Below are 19,295 nucleotides of genomic sequence, written 5' to 3' on the forward strand. Positions count from 1 at the left end.
CGATGTCGTGCCCTCGACCCTTCTGGCGTTTGCCGGCGGGGCGAGCCCGTTTGCGGTGTCGGGGGTGCCGGTGGACCGGGATGCGCTGGTGGCGGAAGCGGGGCTTTCCTGGCAGGCGAGCCGGAGCGTGAGCCTGGGGGCGAGCTATGCCGGCCAGATCGGCGCGAGGGCACAGGAGCATTCCCTCAAGGGCAACCTCACCTGGACCTTCGATACGCGATAAGGGGACGGCGTCAGGACGCCGCCTCCTCCGTCCGGCTGATCAGCTCTCCGGCAACGTCGCCGATCTTCGGCGCTTCCTCCTTGATGAAAGGCAGCGGACGGCAGACCGAGAGGGCAGCGAGGCCGAAGCGGGCGGTCATGAGGCCGTTCAATACCCCTTCCCCGAGTTTCGCCGAAATGCGGGCCGCGAGGCCAAGCCCGAGAACCTGCTGCAGAACGCTGTCGCCCACCGCCATCCCGCCGGTGACCGCCAGGTGATTGAAGGCGGCTTTGGCCAACCGCAGGAAGCCGAAGAAGCCGGGTCTCCCGCCGTAGATGCGGGCAAGTGTCCGCAGCAGCCGCACGGCCGCGAAGATCACGAAGGCGACATCGACGATGGCGCGGGGGCTCACCGCAGTGACAAGGGAAACCTGCTTGGCCGCTCCTGCGATGGCGCGCTTTGCCTGAGCGTCGAGCGGCGCCAGAAGTTCGCGCTCCGCCATGGCCAAGCGATCATCGGCGTCGATGATCTCCTCCATGACGTTCATGAGCCGGGCGCTGCCCTGGACGGCGCCCGCCCGCCTTCCATAGAGGTTCAGAAGGTCCGATACGATTGCCTTGGCGCCCTTGTGATCCTTCACGGCGAGCGCATCGATGGCGGCTTCACGCAGGCGCTCGATGGCCTGTTCGCGCCAGATCCCCCTCACCTCCCGGCCGATCAGCGCCAGGAAGGCGAGTACGGCGAGAACCGCAAGGCCAAGGGCGATCCACCCGAGCCAGGGAGCGACCGCGTAAAGATCGACGATGAGCTTCTCGACAGCCAGCCCCAGACCGAGAACCAAGAGGCCCGACAACGCCGAAAGCAAGATGCCCAGCCATGGGGCACGACGCTTCTCGCCCATCGGCACGACGACGTGATCGGCGGCCTCGATGGCATCGAAGGGCTCATCCGTCACCACGACGGAGCCGTCGGCGACATTCGGATCGTCCAAACGGAAGGCGCGGGGTTGGCGGCTCATGCGAAGCGGTCTCCCAGCAGGAATTCGAGGGCCCGGTCGAGGCGGATATGCGGCAGCTTTCCCATCCGCCCGGCTGCGTCGACCGGGACCTTGGGGGGCCGGAAGCGAGGAAACCGGAGCGAACCGGGAGGCACCGCTCCCTGAAACACCGCCTCGGCGGCCTCGGGTAGTTCGCCAGGAAAGATCGCCGCCTCCGCTTCTCCGTCAAAGATCTCGTCACCGACCCGCTCGCCGGCCTCCGGTACTCCGGCGACCGCCCGCAGGGTCTCGCGCCCTTCCCGGATGGTCGTCTCGCGGGTGGCGCGTACGGAGGCCAGCGCCACCGTTCCGACCCTCGCTCCCGCGGCCTCGGTTCGCTTGGCGGCGCGATTGACCAGAAGACGGAGGATCGCGTCGAGCCGGTCGTGATCCGTGTGGTGAAGATGGTCGGCCTTTGTGGCGGCGAAGAGCACCCTGTCGGCCCGCGGCGAGAACAGCCGCGACAACAGCGTATTGCGCCCGATGCGGAAGGCCATGAGCACTTGGTCGAGCGCCTCCTCGAGCTCCGCAAGGGCAACGGGTCCCGCATCGATGGCGGCCAGGACGTCGACAAGGACGATCTGCCGGTCGATCCGCTGAAAATGCTCGCGGAAGAAAGGCTTGACCACATGCGCCTTGTAGGCCTCGAAGCGACGTTCCATCAAAGCCGCAAAGCTGCCGGGCGTAAGGGACTGACCCGCCGGCAGATCGAGCGGCGCGAAGGTCAGCGCAGGAGATCCTGCCAGATCGCCGGGCATCAAAAAGCGCCCGGGAGGCGTCGTCGCCACGGCCTCCTCGCTGGAGCGGAGAGACAGAAGATAGTTCTTGAATGCCTCGCTCGCCTTGGCCGCCTGCATTTCATCGGCGCTGCCCGCGGGGTCGAACTCCCGCAGAGCCGCATGCCAGGGCGCCGCAACCGCGCTGCGATCCCGCCGACGGCTGGCCTCCACCGTCTGGCGAGACCATTCCGCGTAATCCGCATCGAGGAGCGCCAGGTCGAGAAGCCACTCACCCGGGTAATCCACGATGTCGAGGGTGAGAGAGGCGGGTCCGGTGCGCCAGCCGGACTTGCGTTCATATTCCACATCGACCCGCAACTCGCTGATGCGATTGGTGGATTGGGGCCAGCGCCGGGCGTCCGTCAGCGCGGCCATGTGCTCCTCGAACGGGAAGCGCGGGATCGTATCGTCCGGCTGATGGGCCAGATGCGCCTGCCGGATCCGTCCTTCGGCGGAGGCCCGAAAGGCGGGAAGGTTCGTGCCGCGCGTCAGGTGATGCACGAGAGCCGTGGTGAAGACGGTCTTGCCGGAGCGGGCAAGGCCGGTCACCCCGAGCCGGAGGGAGGGTTGCACAAGCTGGCCCGAAGCCTCCCAGAGAGACTGCGCCGCCGATCCCGCCCGGGACGCGAAGTTGGTAAGCACTGACACGAAAGCCCGACCTTTGCTTTAGACGCCTATGAGATGGGTTCGGCCGTCCGAATTGCAAAGCGGACAGGGATCTTTTCATACAAGGGATGACAGAGCTTCAGCTTCGCCTAAGAAGGCCGGCAAATCGCCGGATCCTACATCGCCCAGGCAATTACTGGGGCAGGCCGTCCTCCGCTGCCGCACGCTTCGCCACTGCCTGCTCTCGGAGGCGGGCGACGGCTGCTTCAACGAGCTCGGGACTGGCGCGGAGCATCCCGAGTTCGACCGCCGACATGGCCAGCATGATCGCCGGCAGATTGGCGGATGGCATTCCGTCGGGCGAGAAGAGCTTCAGGTCGTCCGTCGGCCCCAGCCCGAGATCCGCCACCATGCGGGCCGCGTAGTTGCGCAGCCGCTGCTCATCGGGCGCGCAGGCGGTACTCGCTGCTTTCGGCGCGGCGGCCGCGGGCTTTGCCGCCTGTGGAGCGGATGCCGCCCTTTGCGGCGGCGGCTTCTGCTGAACCGATCGGACCAGCGGCTCCGGCTTGCGGGCGGGTTTTCCTCTTTCGCCCATTCCGGCGGCAATGTCCGGGACTCGGTATTCCGGCACGCGTGAGGGCGCGCTCTTCAGGGGAATGACGATGGAAACCCGGCCCGGCTTGCCGGCCTTGCCTTGCGCCGTCAGCTTGACGCCTCGATGGGATGCCAGCCAGCGGGCCCGCACCGTGCCGCCGATGCCCCGGACGGCGAGCACCGCGAGACCTCCGATTCCCGTCGCCACGTTGCATTCCGCGGGAGCCCAGCGCCGGACGATGTCGAGGGCGGATTTGCGGTTGAAATCCAGGTAATAGCGGCGCAGCAGCTGCGCCGCCGCATCCGCCCCCTGGTCGGCGGAGGCGAAACCCACATGGCCCTCGCTGTCCTTCCCGATCTCGCCGTTCCAACGGGCACTTTTGATGCACCAGTAATTGTTGAGCTTGACGCAGCGGGTCACGAGGGGCCTGTCGGCTTTCAGAAGGGCCGCGAGCACGGCCACCGGCTTGGGCTCCAAATCGTCAACGGTCTCTGTGCGCCAGTTCGTGACCTCGCGCGCTTCCGCAAGATACTGCGCCGCCACGTCCTGACGGCTGCCCGCAAGGCCGGCCAGCACCTCGCGGCCAATTTCCAGCTTTTCCGTCAAAACAGCGCTGCCTGCGAGGTACAGCGCCATCAAAGTGTGAGGCAACATGGTCCGGGCGGGCCCTATCGAGGTGGAAAATCACCTTGGGATACATGGTGCAGAACGACCTGAATCAAGGAAGGTTCAGTCGAACGCGGGCCCCGACGCCCGGCATTCCGCCAAGCGTCCTTTTCAGTCATCCTCGCCGGCGCCCAGGGATTTGGGCGTCACGAAGCGCTCGAGACAGCCGCCCCGTGCCTTCACCTGCTCCCAGTTGTCATCCTTGAAATCGATGACCGCCAGCCCGGCGGTGGGGTATTTTCCGGCCAATCGGTTGCAATGCTCCGGCGTTCCGTCGCCGATGAGCATCTTCGCCAGATCCTCGAAGCCCGGATTGTGGCCGATCATCAGAACGACGCGCATGTCCGGGTTGATCTCCTGGAGCACCGTGAGAAGGCGCCCCGCCGGCGCCTCATAGATGCGGGGTTCATGGCGGCATTCGATCGGGCCGAGGGCGGGCTGAACCAGATCCCACGTCTCTTCCGTCCGTCGCGCAGGCGAGATCAGCACGAGATCCGGAACCAACCCTTCTTCCTTGAGATAGTCCCCCATGAGCACGGCGGCCTTCCGCCCACGGGGCGAAAGGGGGCGTTCCACGTCGAGGACGCCTGCCGGCCAGGAAGATTTCGCGTGCCGGAGAAGCAGGAGGCGCCGCATCGCTCAGCGCCCTTCCCGGCGGGCCAGAAACGCCAGCTTTTCAAACAGACTGACATCCTGCTCGTTTTTCAGGAGCGCCCCGTGAAGAGGCGGGATGAGCTTGCGGGTATCCCGCTCCCGCAATTGCTCGGAACCGATGTCCTCCGACATCAGGAGCTTGAGCCAATCGAGGAGTTCCGAGGTCGAAGGCTTCTTCCGAAGGCCGGGGGTATCCCGAACGTCAAAGAAAATCCGCAACGCCTCCTCGGTGAGGCGGCGCTTGATGCCCGGGTAGTGAACCTCGACGATGCGGGCCATCGTATCCTCGTCCGGAAACCGGATGTAATGGAAGAAGCAGCGCCGCAGGAATGCGTCGGGCAATTCCTTCTCATTGTTGGACGTGATGATGACGATGGGCCGGCGATCCGCCCGTACCGTCTCCCCGGTCTCGTAGACATGGAACTCCATGCGATCGAGTTCGAGCAGGAGGTCGTTCGGAAACTCGATATCGGCCTTGTCGATTTCGTCGATCAGGAGCACCGGCCGGACGGCGGAGGTGAAAGCTTCCCAGAGCTTCCCGCGCTTGATGTAATGCCGGATGTCGGACACGCGCGGATCGCCGAGCTGGCTGTCGCGCAGGCGCGACACCGCATCATACTCATAGAGCCCCTGCTGGGCCTTGGTTGTCGACTTGATATGCCATGTGAGGAGCGGCGCTCTCAGGGATTTGGCGATCTCCTCGGCCAGGACCGATTTTCCCGTGCCCGGCTCTCCCTTCACCAGGAGCGGCCGTTCGAGCACGATGGCGGCGTTGACCGCAACAGTCAGATCCTCCGTCGCCACGTAGGTATCGGTGCCTGTGAAACGCGCCATATGCCTCCCCTGTCGTTGCCGGACCGGCCGTGAGACAGACCCTATGTCCTGACGTCACCTTTCGGCAACCGTCCTCATAGGGTAAGTCGAACACAAAGGAGAGGACTCACATCATGCCCTATAATCGTTACCACAAGGATCGCATCGGCAATCACAAGCTCAAGCCCGAGACCCTGATGCTCGGCTACGGCTACGATCCGAGCCTCTCCGAAGGTGCGGTGAAGCCGCCGGTCTTCCTGACCTCCACCTTCGTGTTCACCAGCGCTGAGCACGGCAAGGAGTTCTTCGATTACGTGGCCGGGCGCCGGGAGCCGCCGAAGGGTGAAGCCGCCGGTCTCGTATATTCTCGCTTCAACCATCCGAACTCGGAAATCGTGGAAGATCGCCTCGCCATTTTCGAGGAAACGGAAGCCGGCCTGCTCTTTTCATCCGGCATGTCGGCGATCTCCACCACGATCCTGGCTTTTGCCCGCCCCGGCGATGTGATCCTCCATTCGCAGCCCCTTTACGGCGGCACGGAGACACTGATCGCCAAAACGCTGGCGAATCTGGGGATCCACTCCGTCGGCTTCGGCGATGGCGTGGATGAGGCGAGCGTCCGGGCGGCCGCCGAGCAGGCGCAAGCCAAGGGACGCGTTTCGGTGATCCTGATCGAGTCGCCTTCGAACCCCCTCAACACGCTCGTGGACGTCGCTCTTATTCGGCGTGTCGCCGACGAGATCGCGGCAGCGCAGAACAACCACCGTCCAGTGATCCTCTGCGACAACACCCTCCTCGGGCCGCTCTACCAGAAGCCGATCCAGCACGGGGCCGATATCTCCCTGTATTCGCTCACGAAATATGTCGGCGGCCATTCCGATCTGATCGCCGGCGCCGCGCTCGGCTCCAAGGAGCTGATGAAGCCGGTGCGCCTCCTGCGCTCCGCCATAGGGACGCAGCTCGATCCGCATTCCTGCTGGATGATCGGCCGCTCCCTGGAGACTTTGGCCCTGCGGATGAACGCGGCGAACCGGAACGGGGAGATCGTGGCCAAGTTCCTGAGCGAGCATCCGAAGATCACGAAGGTCCATCATCTCGCCTATCTTCCGGAAACCTCCCCCGTGAAGCGCGTCTATGAGGCACAATGCACGGCGCCGGGCTCCACCTTCTCCTTCGACGTGGCAGGCGGAGAGGCGGAAGCCTTCAAGGTTCTCAACGCCCTTCAGGTCTTCAAGCTCGCCGTGAGCCTCGGCGGCACCGAATCGCTGATCTCCCATCCGGCCTCGACGACGCATTCCGGCGTGCCGAAGGAAACCCGCGATCGCCTCGGGGTCAGCGATGCGACGATTCGCGTCTCGATCGGTATCGAGCACCCGGATGATCTGGTGGCGGATCTGGCGCAGGCCCTCGCAACCCTCGGATAAGGCAGGACCCTTAATCCACGGGCAGAGGGCTGCCCTGAACAGGATGCGCGCAATTCGGACGCAACGTCCCGATGTGTGCGCATCTTTCCCTTGCGCAGAGACCACCCTTCCCACCATGATGCATGGAATCGGACGGAGATAATGGCAGCTGCGATAAATCTGCAATCTTATCAGGAACCTATCCTCTTCCTTGCAACGGCAGCTATCGTCGTCCCGCTCTTTCATCGGCTGAGGATCAGCCCCGTGCTCGGCTACCTGGCCGCGGGAGCGCTGCTGGGTCCGTTCGGGCTGGGGCGACTTGTCCCTGACCATCCTTGGATCAACTGGATCACCTTCACCAATCCGGAAGGCACGTCGCACATCGCCGAATTCGGCGTGGTGTTTCTTCTCTTCACCATCGGGATCGAGCTGTCCTGGCAACGCCTGCGCACCTTGCGGCGGCTCGTCTTCGGCTTTGGCTCCCTCCAGGTGATCCTGTGCGCGGCAATCCTCGGGATCCTGGCGCTGCACCTTGTGGAGACGATCAGCGGAGCGGTGTTGGTCGGCCTTGCCTTCGCCTTGTCTTCCACCGCCATCGTCATTCCGGTCATTGCGGAGCAGAAGCGCCTCAGCACGGTTGTCGGGCGCGCCAGCTTCTCGGCGCTGCTGTTCCAGGATCTTGCCGTCGCCCCGATCCTGTTCACTATCGCGGTTCTCGATACGGGAAAGCCGGAAGTCACCACGGCGTCTTTCGCCTGGGCTCTGCTGCAGACATTTCTGGCCCTTGGCGGCATCATCGGCCTCGGACGCCTCGTCCTGCGCCCTTTCTTCCAACTCGTGTCCGCGACGAAGAGCCCCGAACTTTTCATGGCCGCGAGCCTTCTGGTGGTTCTCGTGACCAGTCTCGTGGCGGCGGCCAGCGGATTGTCGATGGCCCTCGGGGCCTTTATCGCCGGCGTCCTTCTCTCGGAGACCGAATACCGCCGGGCCGTCGACGTGACGATCCAGCCGTTCAAAGGCCTCCTGCTCGGGGTCTTCTTCGTCTCGGTCGGGATGAGCCTCGACCCGCTCCGGCTCCTACAGGCCCCCATCCTGATCCTGACGGCCGCTGCCGTTACGGTGGTGGTGAAGAGCCTGATCATCACCGCGCTCGGGCGCCCGTTCGGCTTGAGCGCGTCCGATGCGGCGGAAACCGGTCTTCTTCTTGGTCCGAGCGGGGAATTCGGACTCGTCATTATCGGCAGCGCCGTCGGCGCGGGACTGCTTCCGCCGCTCATCGGCCAGAATCTCCTCGTCGCGACAACGCTGACGATGGTGGCCATTCCGCTTCTCGCCCGCCTCGGAAGACGGCTGAGCCGGCGCCTCGAACAGCGCCAGCCGGCGGACCCGTCCCTCGCCGTCATGCCGACCCAGGACGAGGTCGCCCGCGTGATCGTGGCCGGATACGGCCGGGTGGGACAGCTGGTCGGGGACATGCTCGAGCGGCACAAGGTGCCCTATCTGGCGATCGACATGGACCCGATGAGGGTCGCCACGGAGCGCCGCGCCGGGAAACCGGTCTATTTCGGGGACGGCTCCTATCCGGAGCTTCTTCGGGCCTGCGGCATCGAACGGGCGCGCGCTCTGGTGATCACCCTCGATACGCCAAGCGCGATCGAAGGGGTCGTGGCGGCTGCCCGGAAGGAGCGCGCGGACCTTACCATCGTGTCCCGCGCGCGGGATGCCAAGCACGCGGCGGAGCTCTACAAGCAGGGCGTCGATGACGCGGTTCCGGAAACCATCGAAGCCTCGCTGCAGTTGAGCGAAGCCGTGCTGACGGATATCGGTGTCCCGATGGGCCTCGTGATCGCCTCCATTCACCAGCGCCGGGACGAGTTCCGGGTCCTGCTCAAGGAGAGCAGCTCCAACCGGGCCTCGGACAGGAATGAATTTCGCGCTCGCAGAACGATCGGAAAGTCGGTTGTGCCGTCACCCAGAAGCAAGGCGGATGGCGAGGTCGAGCCGATGTCGAAGACCGGCTCCTGATCTGCCGGTGAACCCATGACGTCGCTGGCGCCCGCCGGAGATTGATCCAATGTTCCTGACCTTCTTTACCGAGCTGCGCGCCGCCAAGATCCCCGTTTCCTTGAGGGAATATCTCGGGTTTCTCGAAGCCCTCGAGCAGGATCTCGCCGACAAGAAGGTGGAGGAGTTCTACTACCTGTCCCGTGCCTGCCTGGTGAAGGATGAGCGCCATTTCGACCGGTTCGACCAGGTGTTCGGCCGTGTCTTCAAGGGACTAGAAACCCTCGGCCAGAGCGCCGAGGAGGTCGAGATCCCGGAGGAATGGCTCCGCAAGCTCGCGGAGCGCTATCTCACGGACGAGGAAAAACGCCAGATCGATGCTCTCGGGTGGGACAAGCTCTGGGAGACTCTTCAACAGCGCCTGCGGGAGCAGCGGGGCCGTCACCAGGGCGGCAACAAGTGGATCGGCACGGCCGGCACCTCTCCCTACGGCGCCTACGGTTACAATCCGGAAGGCATCCGCATCGGCCAGAAGGGGAACCGGAATTTCAGCGCCGTAAAGGTATGGGACAAGCGGGAGTTCAAGGATTTCGACGACGGCGTCGAACTCGGGGTCCGGAACATGCGCATCGCGCTGCGCCGCCTGCGCCGCTTCGCCCGCACGGGCGCCGTCGAGGAATTGGATCTCGATGAAACGATCCATGAGACCGCCCACAAGGGATACCTGGATGTGCGCCTGCGACCGGAGCGGCGCAACGCCGTCAAGGTCCTGCTCTTCCTCGATGTCGGCGGGTCCATGGACTGGCATATCGAGATTGCGGAAGAACTCTTCTCGGCGGCGAGGCTGGAGTTCAAGCACTTCGAGCACTTCTACTTCCACAACTGCGTCTACGAGGCGGTGTGGAAGGAGAACCGACGCCGCTTCGACGAAAAGATCGCGACCCTCGACATCATCCGAACCTATCCGTCCGATTATCGGGTCGTCTTTGTGGGCGATGCTTCCATGAGCCCCTATGAGATCAAGGTGGCGGGGGGCTCGGTGGAGCACTGGAACGAGGAGGCCGGACAGGTTTGGCTCGAACGGCTCCTTCACCACTTTCCCCGGGCGATCTGGCTGAATCCCGTGCCGCAATCGCGCTGGGGCTACACGCAATCCGTCACTCTCCTGCGCCAGATCTTTTCCGACCGCATGTATCCGCTGACTCTCGAAGGGATCGACCAGGCAATGCGGGAACTGGTACGCTGACCCATGACGAAAATTTACGAGCATAGCCCCCGGCCTGTAGGCGGGCCGATCATCTTCACCCTCAAGGGCGACAAACTGGTGGTGGATTCCGGCCGCAAGGTCCGCGAGGTCCAGCTGGGCGCGGTGGAGGCCGTTCGCATCACCTATGAGCCGGGGCGCTTCGCCCAGAAGGTTTTTCGGACCCGCATCCGGATGAAGGACGGAAAAACCTTCACGTTCTCATCCCTCACCTGGCGGAGCCTCGTGGAAGCGAAGGCTCAGCCGGAAGAATACCGGAATTTCGCCAGGACATTGTTCGCGGCCATCGCCGACGCCAACCCGAATGCGCGGTTTCTCGCCGGAAAGAGCCGGCCGGTCTGGCTCGCGACGGTCGGGCTGACAAGCGTCTCGCTCCTCGGGATGGCCTATCTGATCTGGCGCGCTCTTCAGATGAACGTGACAGGCGTTGCCCTGCTCGGCGGATTGCTGGCTCTTGTCGGCATCTGGCAGCTTGAGCCGATGATCCGGCTCAACAAGCCGAGGCCGTTCAGGCCCGATGCTCCGCCGGAGGAGCTGCTCCCCTCCACGCCTTGAGACCCTCTCGGGGCGCAATAGGATGGGCCCGGACGCAGGCAACGAGAGCGTCCGGGATTCGTCGTCCTTCAGGCTCTCACCACCAGAACCGAGCACTTGGCATGCCGCACGATCGTGGAGGCGTTGGAGCCGAGCAGGTACGTCGCCATGCTCGGACGATGAGAACCGATCACGATGAGGTCGGCTCCCGTATTCTCGGCCTCGTTCAGGACCTCGGCATAGGTGGAGCCGAGGCGAACGACCGCTGAAACCCGCTCGGCCGGCAGCTCCACGGTCGCCGCCAGGTCCGCGAGCTTCTTCTCCGCATCGCCCTGCTGCTCCTCGTCGAAGGTGGGCGGCATGAATTCCATATAGGTGACCGGAACAATCGACCGGATATAGACGAGTCGGATGGTGCCGCCGGAAACCGTTGCGATTTCAACGGCTTTGGCGATGGCCGGCTTCGCGGCATCGACTTCCGCGAGATCTACCGGAACGAGAATTGTCTTGTACATGGCTGTCCTCACATGCCGCGCGAATCCAGGGATTATCCCTCTTCACCAAACGTCATGACTGATAGGAATTCTTAGCCCAAGCTTCGCTGCGGCCAAAGGAGAACCTTGGCCGGGAGACGATGCTCTCTCTCAGCCCTGGCGCGTGGGCGTGCGCACCACGAGACCATCGAGTTCCGGCCGGACACGGATCTGGCAGGACAGGCGGGAATTAGGACGCACGTCATAGGCGAAATCGAGCATGTCCTCTTCCATCGGCTGCGGTGTGCCGGTCGCCTCCTCCCATTCCTCGTCCACATAGACGTGGCAGGTGGCGCAGGAGCAGGCCCCGCCGCACTCGGCCTCGATGCCCGGAATGCCGTTTCGAACCGCGGTCTCCATCACCGTGGAACCCTCTTCGGCATCGACGGTACGGGCGGTGCCCTCGAAATCGATGAACGTGATCTTCACCATTGCAGACCTCTGACTGACGGCGCATACTTAATCCAGCGTCAGAAGAAAAACGAGAGACCTGAACGGGAACCCTGCCGTTTTCCTGCCGCATTTGGCATGGCGTTGCTGGTTACCGAGCCGTTAACGACGTTCGCAAGAGGCAGGGGACATCGGGTTTCCATCCCCCGGCCCCGCCGCTAGACTTACTTGGTAAATGGCAGGTTACCGAACGTAAGACTCAAAAAGGGTTTTGCGGCTCGGACGAAGTCGGCTCGTGTGCGTTATCGACGTATTCCGGCGGCTTCAACGACCATCTGTTGCGTCACGAGGGCGATCATGGCGACCGAAAAGAAGAAGATTAAAGACCCGGCAGAGGCGGCTCTGTCCGCCGTCGAACAGGCATTGAACCTGGATGACGCGCTGCCGACGATGTCCTCATCATCGCCCCTGCCGGATCGGCGCGACGATACGGTCGCACAGGAGGAGCCCCGGCTTCCCGATATCGACGATCATGATTTCACGAAGGGTCCGTTCGCCAGCCTCGACGAGGAGACGGACGACCATACCGACACGCGTCACGCCCGGTTCGACGAGGCGGCCCGCTCCGGTTTCATCGCCCCCGACCGGAATGCCGTGGCCAACGACGATCGCCAGAATGTCGGCGTGATGCTGCAGGCCCTCCAGGTTCGGCCTTCCCGTCGCGCCTATGTGATCGCGACGCTCGCCTCGCTGCTCTGGCTCGGCGGAGCAGCCTACCTGGTTTACTCGCAGGGCATCACGACACCGGAACAGCTTCTGGCGACCTACAGCGTAGCGCAGTTGACGGTGGCCGGCATGGTGCTGGCTGCGCCCGTCATTCTTTTCTTCATCGCCGCCATGCTCACCGTCAGGTCTCAGGAGATGAAGCAGGTTGCCCGCGCCGTCGGCGAGGTCGCCGTGCGTCTCGCCCAGCCTGAAAGCTTCTCGACGGACGCCGTTCTCTCCGTGTCTCAGGCCGTCCGCCGCGAGGTCGCCGCCGTGGGCGACGGAGTCGAGCGCGCCCTTGCCCGGGCAGGCGAACTGGAAACCCTCGTGCGCAGCGAGATCTCGACCCTTGAGCGCGCCTATTCCGACAACGAGATCCGCATTCGCTCCTTGATCGATGAGCTGGTGACGCAGCGCGAAGCGATCGTGACCAACGCAGAGCGCGTCCGCAGCGCGATTACCGGCTCGCATCAGAACCTGACCCAGGATCTCGATGCCGCGGCCGAGCGTGTGGTCTCTTCCGTGAACGGCGCTGGCGAGCGCGTCACCTCCTCGCTCCAGGAGCGCGGCGAACAAATCACCCAGGCCCTTGGACGCGCCGGCGAGCGGGTCGTCGAGGAAATGGCCAACCGGGGCGTCGAACTGGTCGATCGCCTGTCCGGCACCAGCGAGGACATCAAGTCCGGCATCGCCGATGTCGGCTCGCGCATCACGGGCGCTTTGGAAAACAAGGCCCAGGACATCACCGGTGCCTTCGAGCGCACCGGCGACGTGCTGACACGCCATCTCCAGGAAGGCGCGAGCCAGGTGACCCGCACCCTCGCGGAGACCGGCCGCGGTGTGATCGAGGCGTTGGCCCAACAGGGCAACGATGTCCGCGAAGCCTTCGAGCAGACCGCCCGGACCCTGGAAGACAGCTTTGCCCAACGGGGCTCGGAGATCACCGAGAAACTGGCTGCGACCGGCGGCGTCATCGCCGACGACATCTCGGCCCGCACGGCGGACATGCGTGATCAGATCGCCTCGGCGGGAACGGCCGTCGGCGAGGAGATCGTCCTGCGCGGCAGCACGGTCCGTGACGAGCTGGCGTCCACGGGCGCGTCCATCGTCGAGCAGCTCGCCACGCACGGCTCCGCCCTGCGGACCGAATTCGCCACGACGGCGACGACCTTCCTCGAAGACATGGCCGCGCGGGGCCACACCTTGCGTGAGCAGCTGGCCTCCACCGGCACCGAAGTCGTGGATGAGATCGTCGTGCGCGGCAACGAGTTCCGCGAGCGTCTTGCGACGACGGCGGCGGATGTCACCCGCGAAATCTCCGTGCGCGGCGGCGAAGTCCGCGAGCAGCTCGAAGGGGCCGTACGGCTGGCCGACGAAGCCATCGGAACCCGCGTCGAGGATCTGGCCACCCGCCTCGAAGCGGCGAGCCTGCGCGTCAGCGAGACGGTCACCACCCACGGCGATACGTTGGAGACGACCCTCACGGCAACCGGCGAGCGCATCGCGGCGCTCATGGGCGAGCGCGTGGGCGCCTTCCAGTCCGAATTCGAGAACCGGGGACAGGAATTTTCGGGAATCCTCAGCCGCCATGCGGAAGAGGCGCAGACACGCCTTGCGGGAACCGGCAAGGACATCGTCCTCGCCATCGCCACGCAGGGCGCTCGCGTGAACGAGGCTTTGAACCGCACCGCCGAGACGCTGGCGCAGACCGTCGACGTCCGTGGGCGCGAGATGGAGGAGACCCTTGGCTCCCGCCTCGCCGCCTTCGAGGATGTGATGAGCCGCGGCGGCGACGTGGCCGAACGCATTTCCCGCGATGTGGGCAGCCTGACGGAAACGATCAGCGGCCGCTTCGAGGAGATGGATCGTCTCATCACCGTCCAGGGCAGGACGCTGGCGGAGTCCTTCTCCGAGCGCGCCCGCGAAGCGACCGGCAGCATCGAAGCGCAGCTCACTGCTCTCGAAGAGCATGCGGCACGCCGGACGACGGAAATCACGGCCAATTTCGACACCATCGTCGAGCGTGTGGACCAGACCCTCAGCGCCCGCTCGTCGGCTCTCAACGAGGCGCTGGTGGTGCGCACGGGCGAGATGGCCCGCGTCATGGCCGAAGGTGGCCGCGACGTCGCCAACGCCCTGCAGGCCCGCATGGACGAAATCGGTCAGGCGATCGCCGCCCGCAGCGGCGCCATTGCCGAAACGCTCACGAGCAAGGCCGACCAGATCAGCGAGGCTCTCGGCAACCGTACCGCCGAGATCAATGAGACCTTGGGCAGCCGCGCCGCCGAGATCAACGAAACCCTGGGCAGCCGTGCGATCGAGATCAACGAAACCCTCGGCACGCGTGCCGCGGAGATCGCCACGACCCTCGACGAGCGGGTGTCCGTCTTCGAGGAGCGCGTCGTCAACCGCCTCTCCGGCGTGGCGGAAGCCATCGAGGACAAGGGCGAAGCCGTCCTCGGGTCGCTCGGCAACCGTATCGGGGAGATCCGCGAAATCTTCGACACGCAAGGCACCTCGCTGGTCGAGAGCCTTGGCCAGCACGGCAGCACGATCGGCGGCGAAATCGCCGCGATCAGCCAGACGGCTCTGCGCGATCTCGAAGAACGCAGCAACACGGTTATCAACAGCCTGCAGGACCGCAGCTCCTCCATGCTGGCGGCCTTCCAAGAGCGCAGCATGGAGCTGACCTCGTCCTACATGCAGTCGACGGAGGCCATGAGAGCCGCCATCGACGAAGGGGCCGAGCGCGCCGTCACCACCCTCGTGGATACCAACGAGCGGCTGCGTGGCGACCTGTCGGACGTCCTTGCCCGACTGCAGGATACGAACCGTCTCTTGCAGCAAGTGGCGGCCAGCGCCAGCGGCAATCTCGGCGCCGTCGAGGACGGCCTTGCCGGCCGCATTCAGCAGATCGAAGGCCTCCTTTCCGAAATCGCGACTCAGACCGGACGTGCATCCGATCAGGTGGCCGATCAGGTCGATGCGCTCCGGTCGGTCTCGTCCGGCGCGATCCAGCAGGCGACCGAACTCGCCCACGCCCTCGAGGAACGTGGCCGCTCTCTCACGGAGGGTGTCCGCGAACAGCTTCAGACCATCAACGATGCAGCCTCGGCTCTGGAACGTGCGGAAGCCCGCATCAACTCCGCCCTCTCCGGCCGCGAGCAGACCCTCAACGATCTGCTCGAGCGCATCAGCGCCCGCTCCGGAGAGCTCGAAACCGTTACAAGCTCCTTCTCCAGCTTGGTGGAGGGTTCGCTTCGGACGGCGGAGGAGCGCGCTCGTCAGGTCGGTTCGGTTCTCGCCGAAACCGCCCAGTCGACCACCCGGGTCATCGGCGAGCAGTTCGAGCGCATTCGGACCTCCTCCGGTGCCGAAGGCGAGCGGACGGCTGCAGCCCTCCGGTCCGCTTACGAGCAGGCCGCCTCCGAAATGGCGGAGGCGCTCAACGCGGCCACCGCGAAATTCCGCGACACCATGGGTGAGCTTCGCGGCATGACGGGCCAAATCCAGCGTGAGCTCGAGACCACCCGAGCCGAATTGCGCCGCGGCGTCGTCGAGCTGCCGCAGGAGACCCAGGAAACCACGGCTCAGATGCGCCGGGTCGTTGCGGACCAGATCAAGGCTCTGAATGAGCTGTCGGCCCTGGTTTCGCGCTCGACCCGCGTGGTCGATGCGGCTCCGGCCGCGCAGCCCCGCCGCGTCAACGAAGCCTCTGTCGCCGCAATGGCAGCAGCGGTGGAGCAGCGTCCGACACCGGCTCCGGCCCCCACGCCGGCTCCGGCTCCGACTCCCACGGTTGCCCGCCAACCAGAACCGAAGCCTGCTCCGGCAGCGGCGGCGCCCCCGGCCCCATCGGCCGCGCCTCAGGCTGCGCCCGCTCCTCGCCCGGCCCAGCCCACGGCGGAGCGCCCCGTCCAGCGGGAAGCCGGCCGTGGCGGCGGATGGCTCTCGGACCTTCTCAACCGCGCGTCGCGGGATGACGAAGGGGCCGCTGCCCGTAACGGTCGCCCCGACCGCTCGCGGGTCAACAGCCTCGAATCCCTCGACTCGATCTCGGTTGATATCGCCCGGATGATCGATCACGACGCGGCGGTCGATTTGTGGGACCGTTATCGTCGGGGCGAGCACAACGTGTTCACCCGCAGGCTCTATACCATTCAGGGCCAGCAGACCTTCGACGAGATCCGCCGCAAGTACCAGCGCGACCCGGAATTCAAGCAGACCGTGGACCGGTATGTGGAGGAGTTCGAGCGCCTGCTCGCCGAGGTCTCGCGGGATGACCGCGACTCCATGCTGACCAAGACCTACCTCACGTCCGAAACCGGAAAGGTCTACACGATGCTGGCCCATGCCAGCGGCCGGTTCGGCTAACCGGCGCTTCCAGTTAGGATTGATGAAAACGCGGCCGATCCGGCCGCGTTTTTTATTGCCTGGACGGCCACCGAACCTGCCTTCCATGACCTCGGACGTAATCGACCCGGCCCTTGGGCTCCCGCAAGGTGGTCTCACCCAGTCGTTGGGATCGTCCATGAAGGAGACTGAAAATGACCGATACCGCCACCATCGCCGACCGCTACATTGCCGTCTGGAACGAGCTGGATCAGGGCCGCCGCCGTCAGCTCCTCACCCAGATCTGGACGGAGGACGGCAGCTACCGGGACCCTCTGATGGCAGGCAAGGGACATGACCAGATCGACACCCTGATCGCAGCGGTTCATGCCCAGTTCCCCGGCTTCCGGTTCTCGCTGCTGGGGCAACCCGACGGCTACGGCGACCAGATCCGCTTTTCGTGGGCGCTCGGACCTGCGGGTGCCGACGGGATCGTCAAGGGAACGGACTTTGCCACCCTCGAAGGCGGGCGCCTCAAGGCGGTGACGGGATTTCTCGATCAGGTTCCCGACGCCGTCCCGGCCTCGTGAGGATCGTGGCGGGGAGACGTTCCACCGGACGCCCCCCGCTTCGACCGTCATCTTTGCGGATGGCGGATCGGAGGAACACCGGGCAACCGAGGTCCCTGCATCGGGAGCCCGGGATGATCAGGCTGGAGGCTGATTGCCGTTCTGATTGGGCTCCTCGCGCCGGGGCAGCGGGCTGGCGCTGACCCAGCGGACGACGTCGAGCATCACACCGGACAAGGCCTCGTCCAGGGCGCGGGCGGCGTTCGGCGCATCGATGGCGGCGACCGGCGCCTGCCCCCGGAAAATACGGCCGAACAGAATGCGACCGGTCGCATCGTTCACGATCTTGACGGCGATTTCCACCACCGCCTGATTGTCGGGTGTCGCAACTTCGAACCTGCGGAGCTCGGATACGAGCTGCACATCCCCCACCGCACCACTGCTTGGCCGGGACACGCCCCGGAGCTGGGAGGCGTTCTCGAAGGTGTTGATCAGCTTCGTCTGGATGAGCCGCGGGAGGTTATCGGCCCACTGGCCGCCGTTCAGGAACGTAATCGCCCCGGACGCATCCTTCACGATGATCTGCTGGGTCGAAAGAGCCTGAAGGGCGGCAGGCTCGTTGACCAGAAGCTGAACGCCCGCGGCTCCCCGGATCCGGGATGTCGGCGCGGAAAGATCATAGGTCGTAGGGGCCGCTCCCGAGGAGCAGGCCGCAGTCAACCCTGCGAGAACCAGCGCCGGAGAAAGGCGCAGGAGCCGTCGGACCCGATCGGAAGAGGTGGGAAACACGGAGGACCTACACATACTGGTTCAGAGTTTAACGGCGGCCATTGTATTCGGGCAGATTGGAACGACCACCGAAGATAAACTGCTGTGGATTACGTTCGATGCTGCGGACGGCACGGCTGATATCGTTGAGCGTTCTCCGCCCTTCCACGGCCAGAGCCTCGTATTCCCGAAGGCCCGAATCGGTGAAGCGCCCGAGGCCGGACAGGACCCCGGTCGTGCGCTCGTTGAGATTGTCCGCCAGGACGCGCACGGAATTCGCGGCCTCCTTGATCGAGTCGAATGCGCTCTTGCCCTCTTCGCCGGAAGCGGAGCCGAGGAATTTCTGCGCTCCCTCGAGGACCGCATCGATCCGATCGGCCGACTTGTTGAGCTTCTCGGTGATGGAGCGGGCTTCCTGGATCGCCTTGTCGATATCGGGGCTGCGCTTGCTGAGCGTCTGGGTGAACACATCCACGTTGTCCACCGTGCGCCCGACCTTGGACGGATCGATCGCCTTCGTGAGCTTGGTGATGTCGTCGAGGGCCGTGTCCAGCTTCGGCGCGGCGTCGTTGAGCCGTGACACGAGGCTTGCGGCGTCCCTCAGGGCATCGTTGATGTCCTTGCGGCTGTCGGCCAGGCCTTGCGTGAAGTTGTCCACATTCTCGACGATCTTCGCGACGCGCTGCCGGTCGACCGCCTTCACGACCTCGTCGAGGTTCGTCGCCAGGGTTTCGAGCTTCTCGGCGAGAGGTCCGACCTTCTCGGCCGCCTGGCCGACCTGGGCCAGGAAGCGGTCGATCCCCTCCGCGTTCTCGCCCAGCGCCTGCGAGAAGCGTTCGACGTTCTGCACGGTCCGGTTGATCGACCCCTCGTTGTCCGAGATGACCCGGCCGACCCGCTCGAGCACATCGTCGGCGCGCCGGGCGATGTTGCGGGCGGTTTCGATCAGGTCCTGGAAGTCGGAGCGATCGGCGAAGATCGTCGGCAAGGGCTGCCCCGGCCCGGCCACGAGCTTGGGGGAATTGGGCTCGCCGCCCGACAAGGCGATGGTGGCGACGCCGGTGAGGCCCTGGTACTCCAGGCGGGCCCGGGTATCGGTGCGGACGGGCGTGTTGTTGTCGATCTGCGTGATGGCGACGACCCGGCGCGGATCTTCCGGCAGCAGGCTGATATCGGTGACCTCGCCCACCCTCAGGCCGTTGAAGGAGACCGTGGACCCCTTCGACAGGCCGGAGACCGAGCCGGAGAAGACGATCCGGATGGCCTGGCGTGTCTGTCCCCGGTCCCCACCGGAGAACCAGTAGACGAAGCCGAATCCCGCCGCGATCACCGCCAGCGTGAACAACCCGATCAATGCGTAATTCGCACGCGTTTCCATCACA

General features: G+C 65.0%; 16 protein-coding genes. 7 read left to right on the plus strand and 9 right to left on the minus strand.

What is annotated here, in order from left to right; all coding sequences use genetic code 11:
- Positions 1 to 223: autotransporter domain-containing protein (locus LJD17_RS11440; RefSeq protein ID WP_227383684.1), on the plus strand; the 223-nt coding region annotated here is incomplete at its 5' end.
- Positions 224 to 233: 10 nt separating this feature from the next.
- On the opposite strand, the gene LJD17_RS11445 is transcribed toward LJD17_RS11440, so the two are convergent.
- The 5 genes from LJD17_RS11445 to LJD17_RS11465 form a co-directional block, all read right to left on the minus strand.
- Positions 234 to 1,220: a YcjF family protein gene (locus LJD17_RS11445; RefSeq protein ID WP_227384324.1), complete on the minus strand. Its 987-nt coding sequence runs from the start codon at positions 1,218 to 1,220 to the stop codon at positions 234 to 236.
- Positions 1,217 to 2,665, minus strand: coding sequence for a YcjX family GTP-binding protein (locus tag LJD17_RS11450; protein WP_227384325.1), 1,449 nt, complete (start codon positions 2,663 to 2,665; stop codon positions 1,217 to 1,219). The genes LJD17_RS11445 and LJD17_RS11450 overlap by 4 nt, the downstream gene beginning before the upstream one ends.
- Before the next feature lie 151 nt (positions 2,666 to 2,816).
- On the minus strand, positions 2,817 to 3,872 hold the full coding sequence (locus LJD17_RS11455; protein WP_227384326.1) for a hypothetical protein: 1,056 nt from the start codon (positions 3,870 to 3,872) through the stop codon (positions 2,817 to 2,819).
- A gap of 123 nt (positions 3,873 to 3,995) precedes the next feature.
- Positions 3,996 to 4,520, minus strand: coding sequence for a SixA phosphatase family protein (locus LJD17_RS11460; RefSeq protein ID WP_227384327.1), 525 nt, complete (start codon positions 4,518 to 4,520; stop codon positions 3,996 to 3,998).
- 3 nt (positions 4,521 to 4,523) lie between these two features.
- Entirely contained in the window at positions 4,524 to 5,372 is an 849-nt protein-coding gene (locus tag LJD17_RS11465; protein WP_227384328.1) for an AAA family ATPase, read from the minus strand.
- A 113-nt stretch (positions 5,373 to 5,485) separates the two neighbouring features.
- On the opposite strand from LJD17_RS11465, the gene LJD17_RS11470 reads away from it, so the two are divergent.
- From LJD17_RS11470 to LJD17_RS11485, 4 genes are all read left to right on the plus strand, one after another.
- Entirely contained in the window at positions 5,486 to 6,775 is a 1,290-nt protein-coding gene (locus LJD17_RS11470; RefSeq protein ID WP_227384329.1) for a cystathionine gamma-synthase family protein, read from the plus strand.
- Positions 6,776 to 6,916: 141 nt separating this feature from the next.
- On the plus strand, positions 6,917 to 8,779 hold the full coding sequence (locus tag LJD17_RS11475; RefSeq protein ID WP_227384330.1) for a cation:proton antiporter domain-containing protein: 1,863 nt from the start codon (positions 6,917 to 6,919) through the stop codon (positions 8,777 to 8,779).
- 49 nt (positions 8,780 to 8,828) lie between these two features.
- A complete protein-coding gene (locus tag LJD17_RS11480; RefSeq protein ID WP_227384331.1) occupies positions 8,829 to 10,004 on the plus strand; it encodes a vWA domain-containing protein in 1,176 nt (391 codons plus the stop codon).
- Between the two features lie 3 nt (positions 10,005 to 10,007).
- Positions 10,008 to 10,577, plus strand: a complete 570-nt coding sequence (locus tag LJD17_RS11485; RefSeq protein ID WP_227384332.1) for a hypothetical protein — start codon at positions 10,008 to 10,010, stop codon at positions 10,575 to 10,577.
- 68 nt (positions 10,578 to 10,645) lie between these two features.
- Here LJD17_RS11485 and LJD17_RS11490 read toward each other — a convergent pair whose 3' ends face one another.
- Both LJD17_RS11490 and LJD17_RS11495 read right to left on the minus strand, forming a co-directional pair.
- Positions 10,646 to 11,071 carry a universal stress protein gene (locus tag LJD17_RS11490; protein ID WP_227384333.1) on the minus strand — a complete coding sequence of 142 codons (426 nt, stop codon included), beginning with the start codon at positions 11,069 to 11,071 and terminating at the stop codon, positions 10,646 to 10,648.
- A gap of 129 nt (positions 11,072 to 11,200) precedes the next feature.
- Positions 11,201 to 11,521: a 2Fe-2S iron-sulfur cluster-binding protein gene (locus tag LJD17_RS11495; protein ID WP_227384334.1), complete on the minus strand. Its 321-nt coding sequence runs from the start codon at positions 11,519 to 11,521 to the stop codon at positions 11,201 to 11,203.
- Positions 11,522 to 11,836: 315 nt separating this feature from the next.
- On the opposite strand from LJD17_RS11495, the gene LJD17_RS11500 reads away from it, so the two are divergent.
- Positions 11,837 to 16,618: an apolipoprotein A-IV repeat region-like domain-containing protein gene (locus LJD17_RS11500; RefSeq protein WP_227384335.1), complete on the plus strand. Its 4,782-nt coding sequence runs from the start codon at positions 11,837 to 11,839 to the stop codon at positions 16,616 to 16,618.
- Positions 16,619 to 16,791: 173 nt separating this feature from the next.
- On the plus strand, positions 16,792 to 17,166 hold the full coding sequence (locus LJD17_RS11505; protein ID WP_227384336.1) for a nuclear transport factor 2 family protein: 375 nt from the start codon (positions 16,792 to 16,794) through the stop codon (positions 17,164 to 17,166).
- A 117-nt stretch (positions 17,167 to 17,283) separates the two neighbouring features.
- Here LJD17_RS11505 and LJD17_RS11510 read toward each other — a convergent pair whose 3' ends face one another.
- Together LJD17_RS11510 and LJD17_RS11515 are read right to left on the minus strand one after the other, a co-directional pair.
- Entirely contained in the window at positions 17,284 to 17,949 is a 666-nt protein-coding gene (locus LJD17_RS11510; protein WP_227384337.1) for an ABC-type transport auxiliary lipoprotein family protein, read from the minus strand.
- Positions 17,950 to 17,962: 13 nt separating this feature from the next.
- The gene (locus LJD17_RS11515; protein ID WP_227384338.1) at positions 17,963 to 19,291 is read right to left on the minus strand and encodes an MlaD family protein; all 1,329 of its coding nucleotides are present in this window, start codon (positions 19,289 to 19,291) and stop codon (positions 17,963 to 17,965) included.
- Positions 19,292 to 19,295: the final 4 nt, after the last annotated feature.

The organism is Microvirga rosea (assembly GCF_020595095.1).
GTDB lineage: Bacteria > Pseudomonadota > Alphaproteobacteria > Rhizobiales > Beijerinckiaceae > Microvirga > Microvirga rosea.

Excerpts from the sequence above, each read along its gene's own strand:
- LJD17_RS11445 (WP_227384324.1), bottom strand. The coding sequence starts at position 1,220 with ATGAGCCGCCAACCCCGCGCCTTCCGTTTGGACGATCCGAATGTCGCC.
- LJD17_RS11455 (WP_227384326.1), bottom strand. The coding sequence starts at position 3,872 with ATGTTGCCTCACACTTTGATGGCGCTGTACCTCGCAGGCAGCGCTGTT.
- LJD17_RS11460 (WP_227384327.1), bottom strand. The coding sequence starts at position 4,520 with ATGCGGCGCCTCCTGCTTCTCCGGCACGCGAAATCTTCCTGGCCGGCA.
- LJD17_RS11465 (WP_227384328.1), bottom strand. The coding sequence starts at position 5,372 with ATGGCGCGTTTCACAGGCACCGATACCTACGTGGCGACGGAGGATCTG.
- LJD17_RS11470 (WP_227384329.1), top strand. The coding sequence starts at position 5,486 with ATGCCCTATAATCGTTACCACAAGGATCGCATCGGCAATCACAAGCTC.
- LJD17_RS11475 (WP_227384330.1), top strand. The coding sequence starts at position 6,917 with ATGGCAGCTGCGATAAATCTGCAATCTTATCAGGAACCTATCCTCTTC.
- LJD17_RS11480 (WP_227384331.1), top strand. The coding sequence starts at position 8,829 with ATGTTCCTGACCTTCTTTACCGAGCTGCGCGCCGCCAAGATCCCCGTT.
- LJD17_RS11485 (WP_227384332.1), top strand. The coding sequence starts at position 10,008 with ATGACGAAAATTTACGAGCATAGCCCCCGGCCTGTAGGCGGGCCGATC.
- LJD17_RS11490 (WP_227384333.1), bottom strand. The coding sequence starts at position 11,071 with ATGTACAAGACAATTCTCGTTCCGGTAGATCTCGCGGAAGTCGATGCC.
- LJD17_RS11495 (WP_227384334.1), bottom strand. The coding sequence starts at position 11,521 with ATGGTGAAGATCACGTTCATCGATTTCGAGGGCACCGCCCGTACCGTC.
- LJD17_RS11500 (WP_227384335.1), top strand. The coding sequence starts at position 11,837 with ATGGCGACCGAAAAGAAGAAGATTAAAGACCCGGCAGAGGCGGCTCTG.
- LJD17_RS11505 (WP_227384336.1), top strand. The coding sequence starts at position 16,792 with ATGACCGATACCGCCACCATCGCCGACCGCTACATTGCCGTCTGGAAC.
- LJD17_RS11510 (WP_227384337.1), bottom strand. The coding sequence starts at position 17,949 with ATGTGTAGGTCCTCCGTGTTTCCCACCTCTTCCGATCGGGTCCGACGG.
- LJD17_RS11515 (WP_227384338.1), bottom strand. The coding sequence starts at position 19,291 with ATGGAAACGCGTGCGAATTACGCATTGATCGGGTTGTTCACGCTGGCG.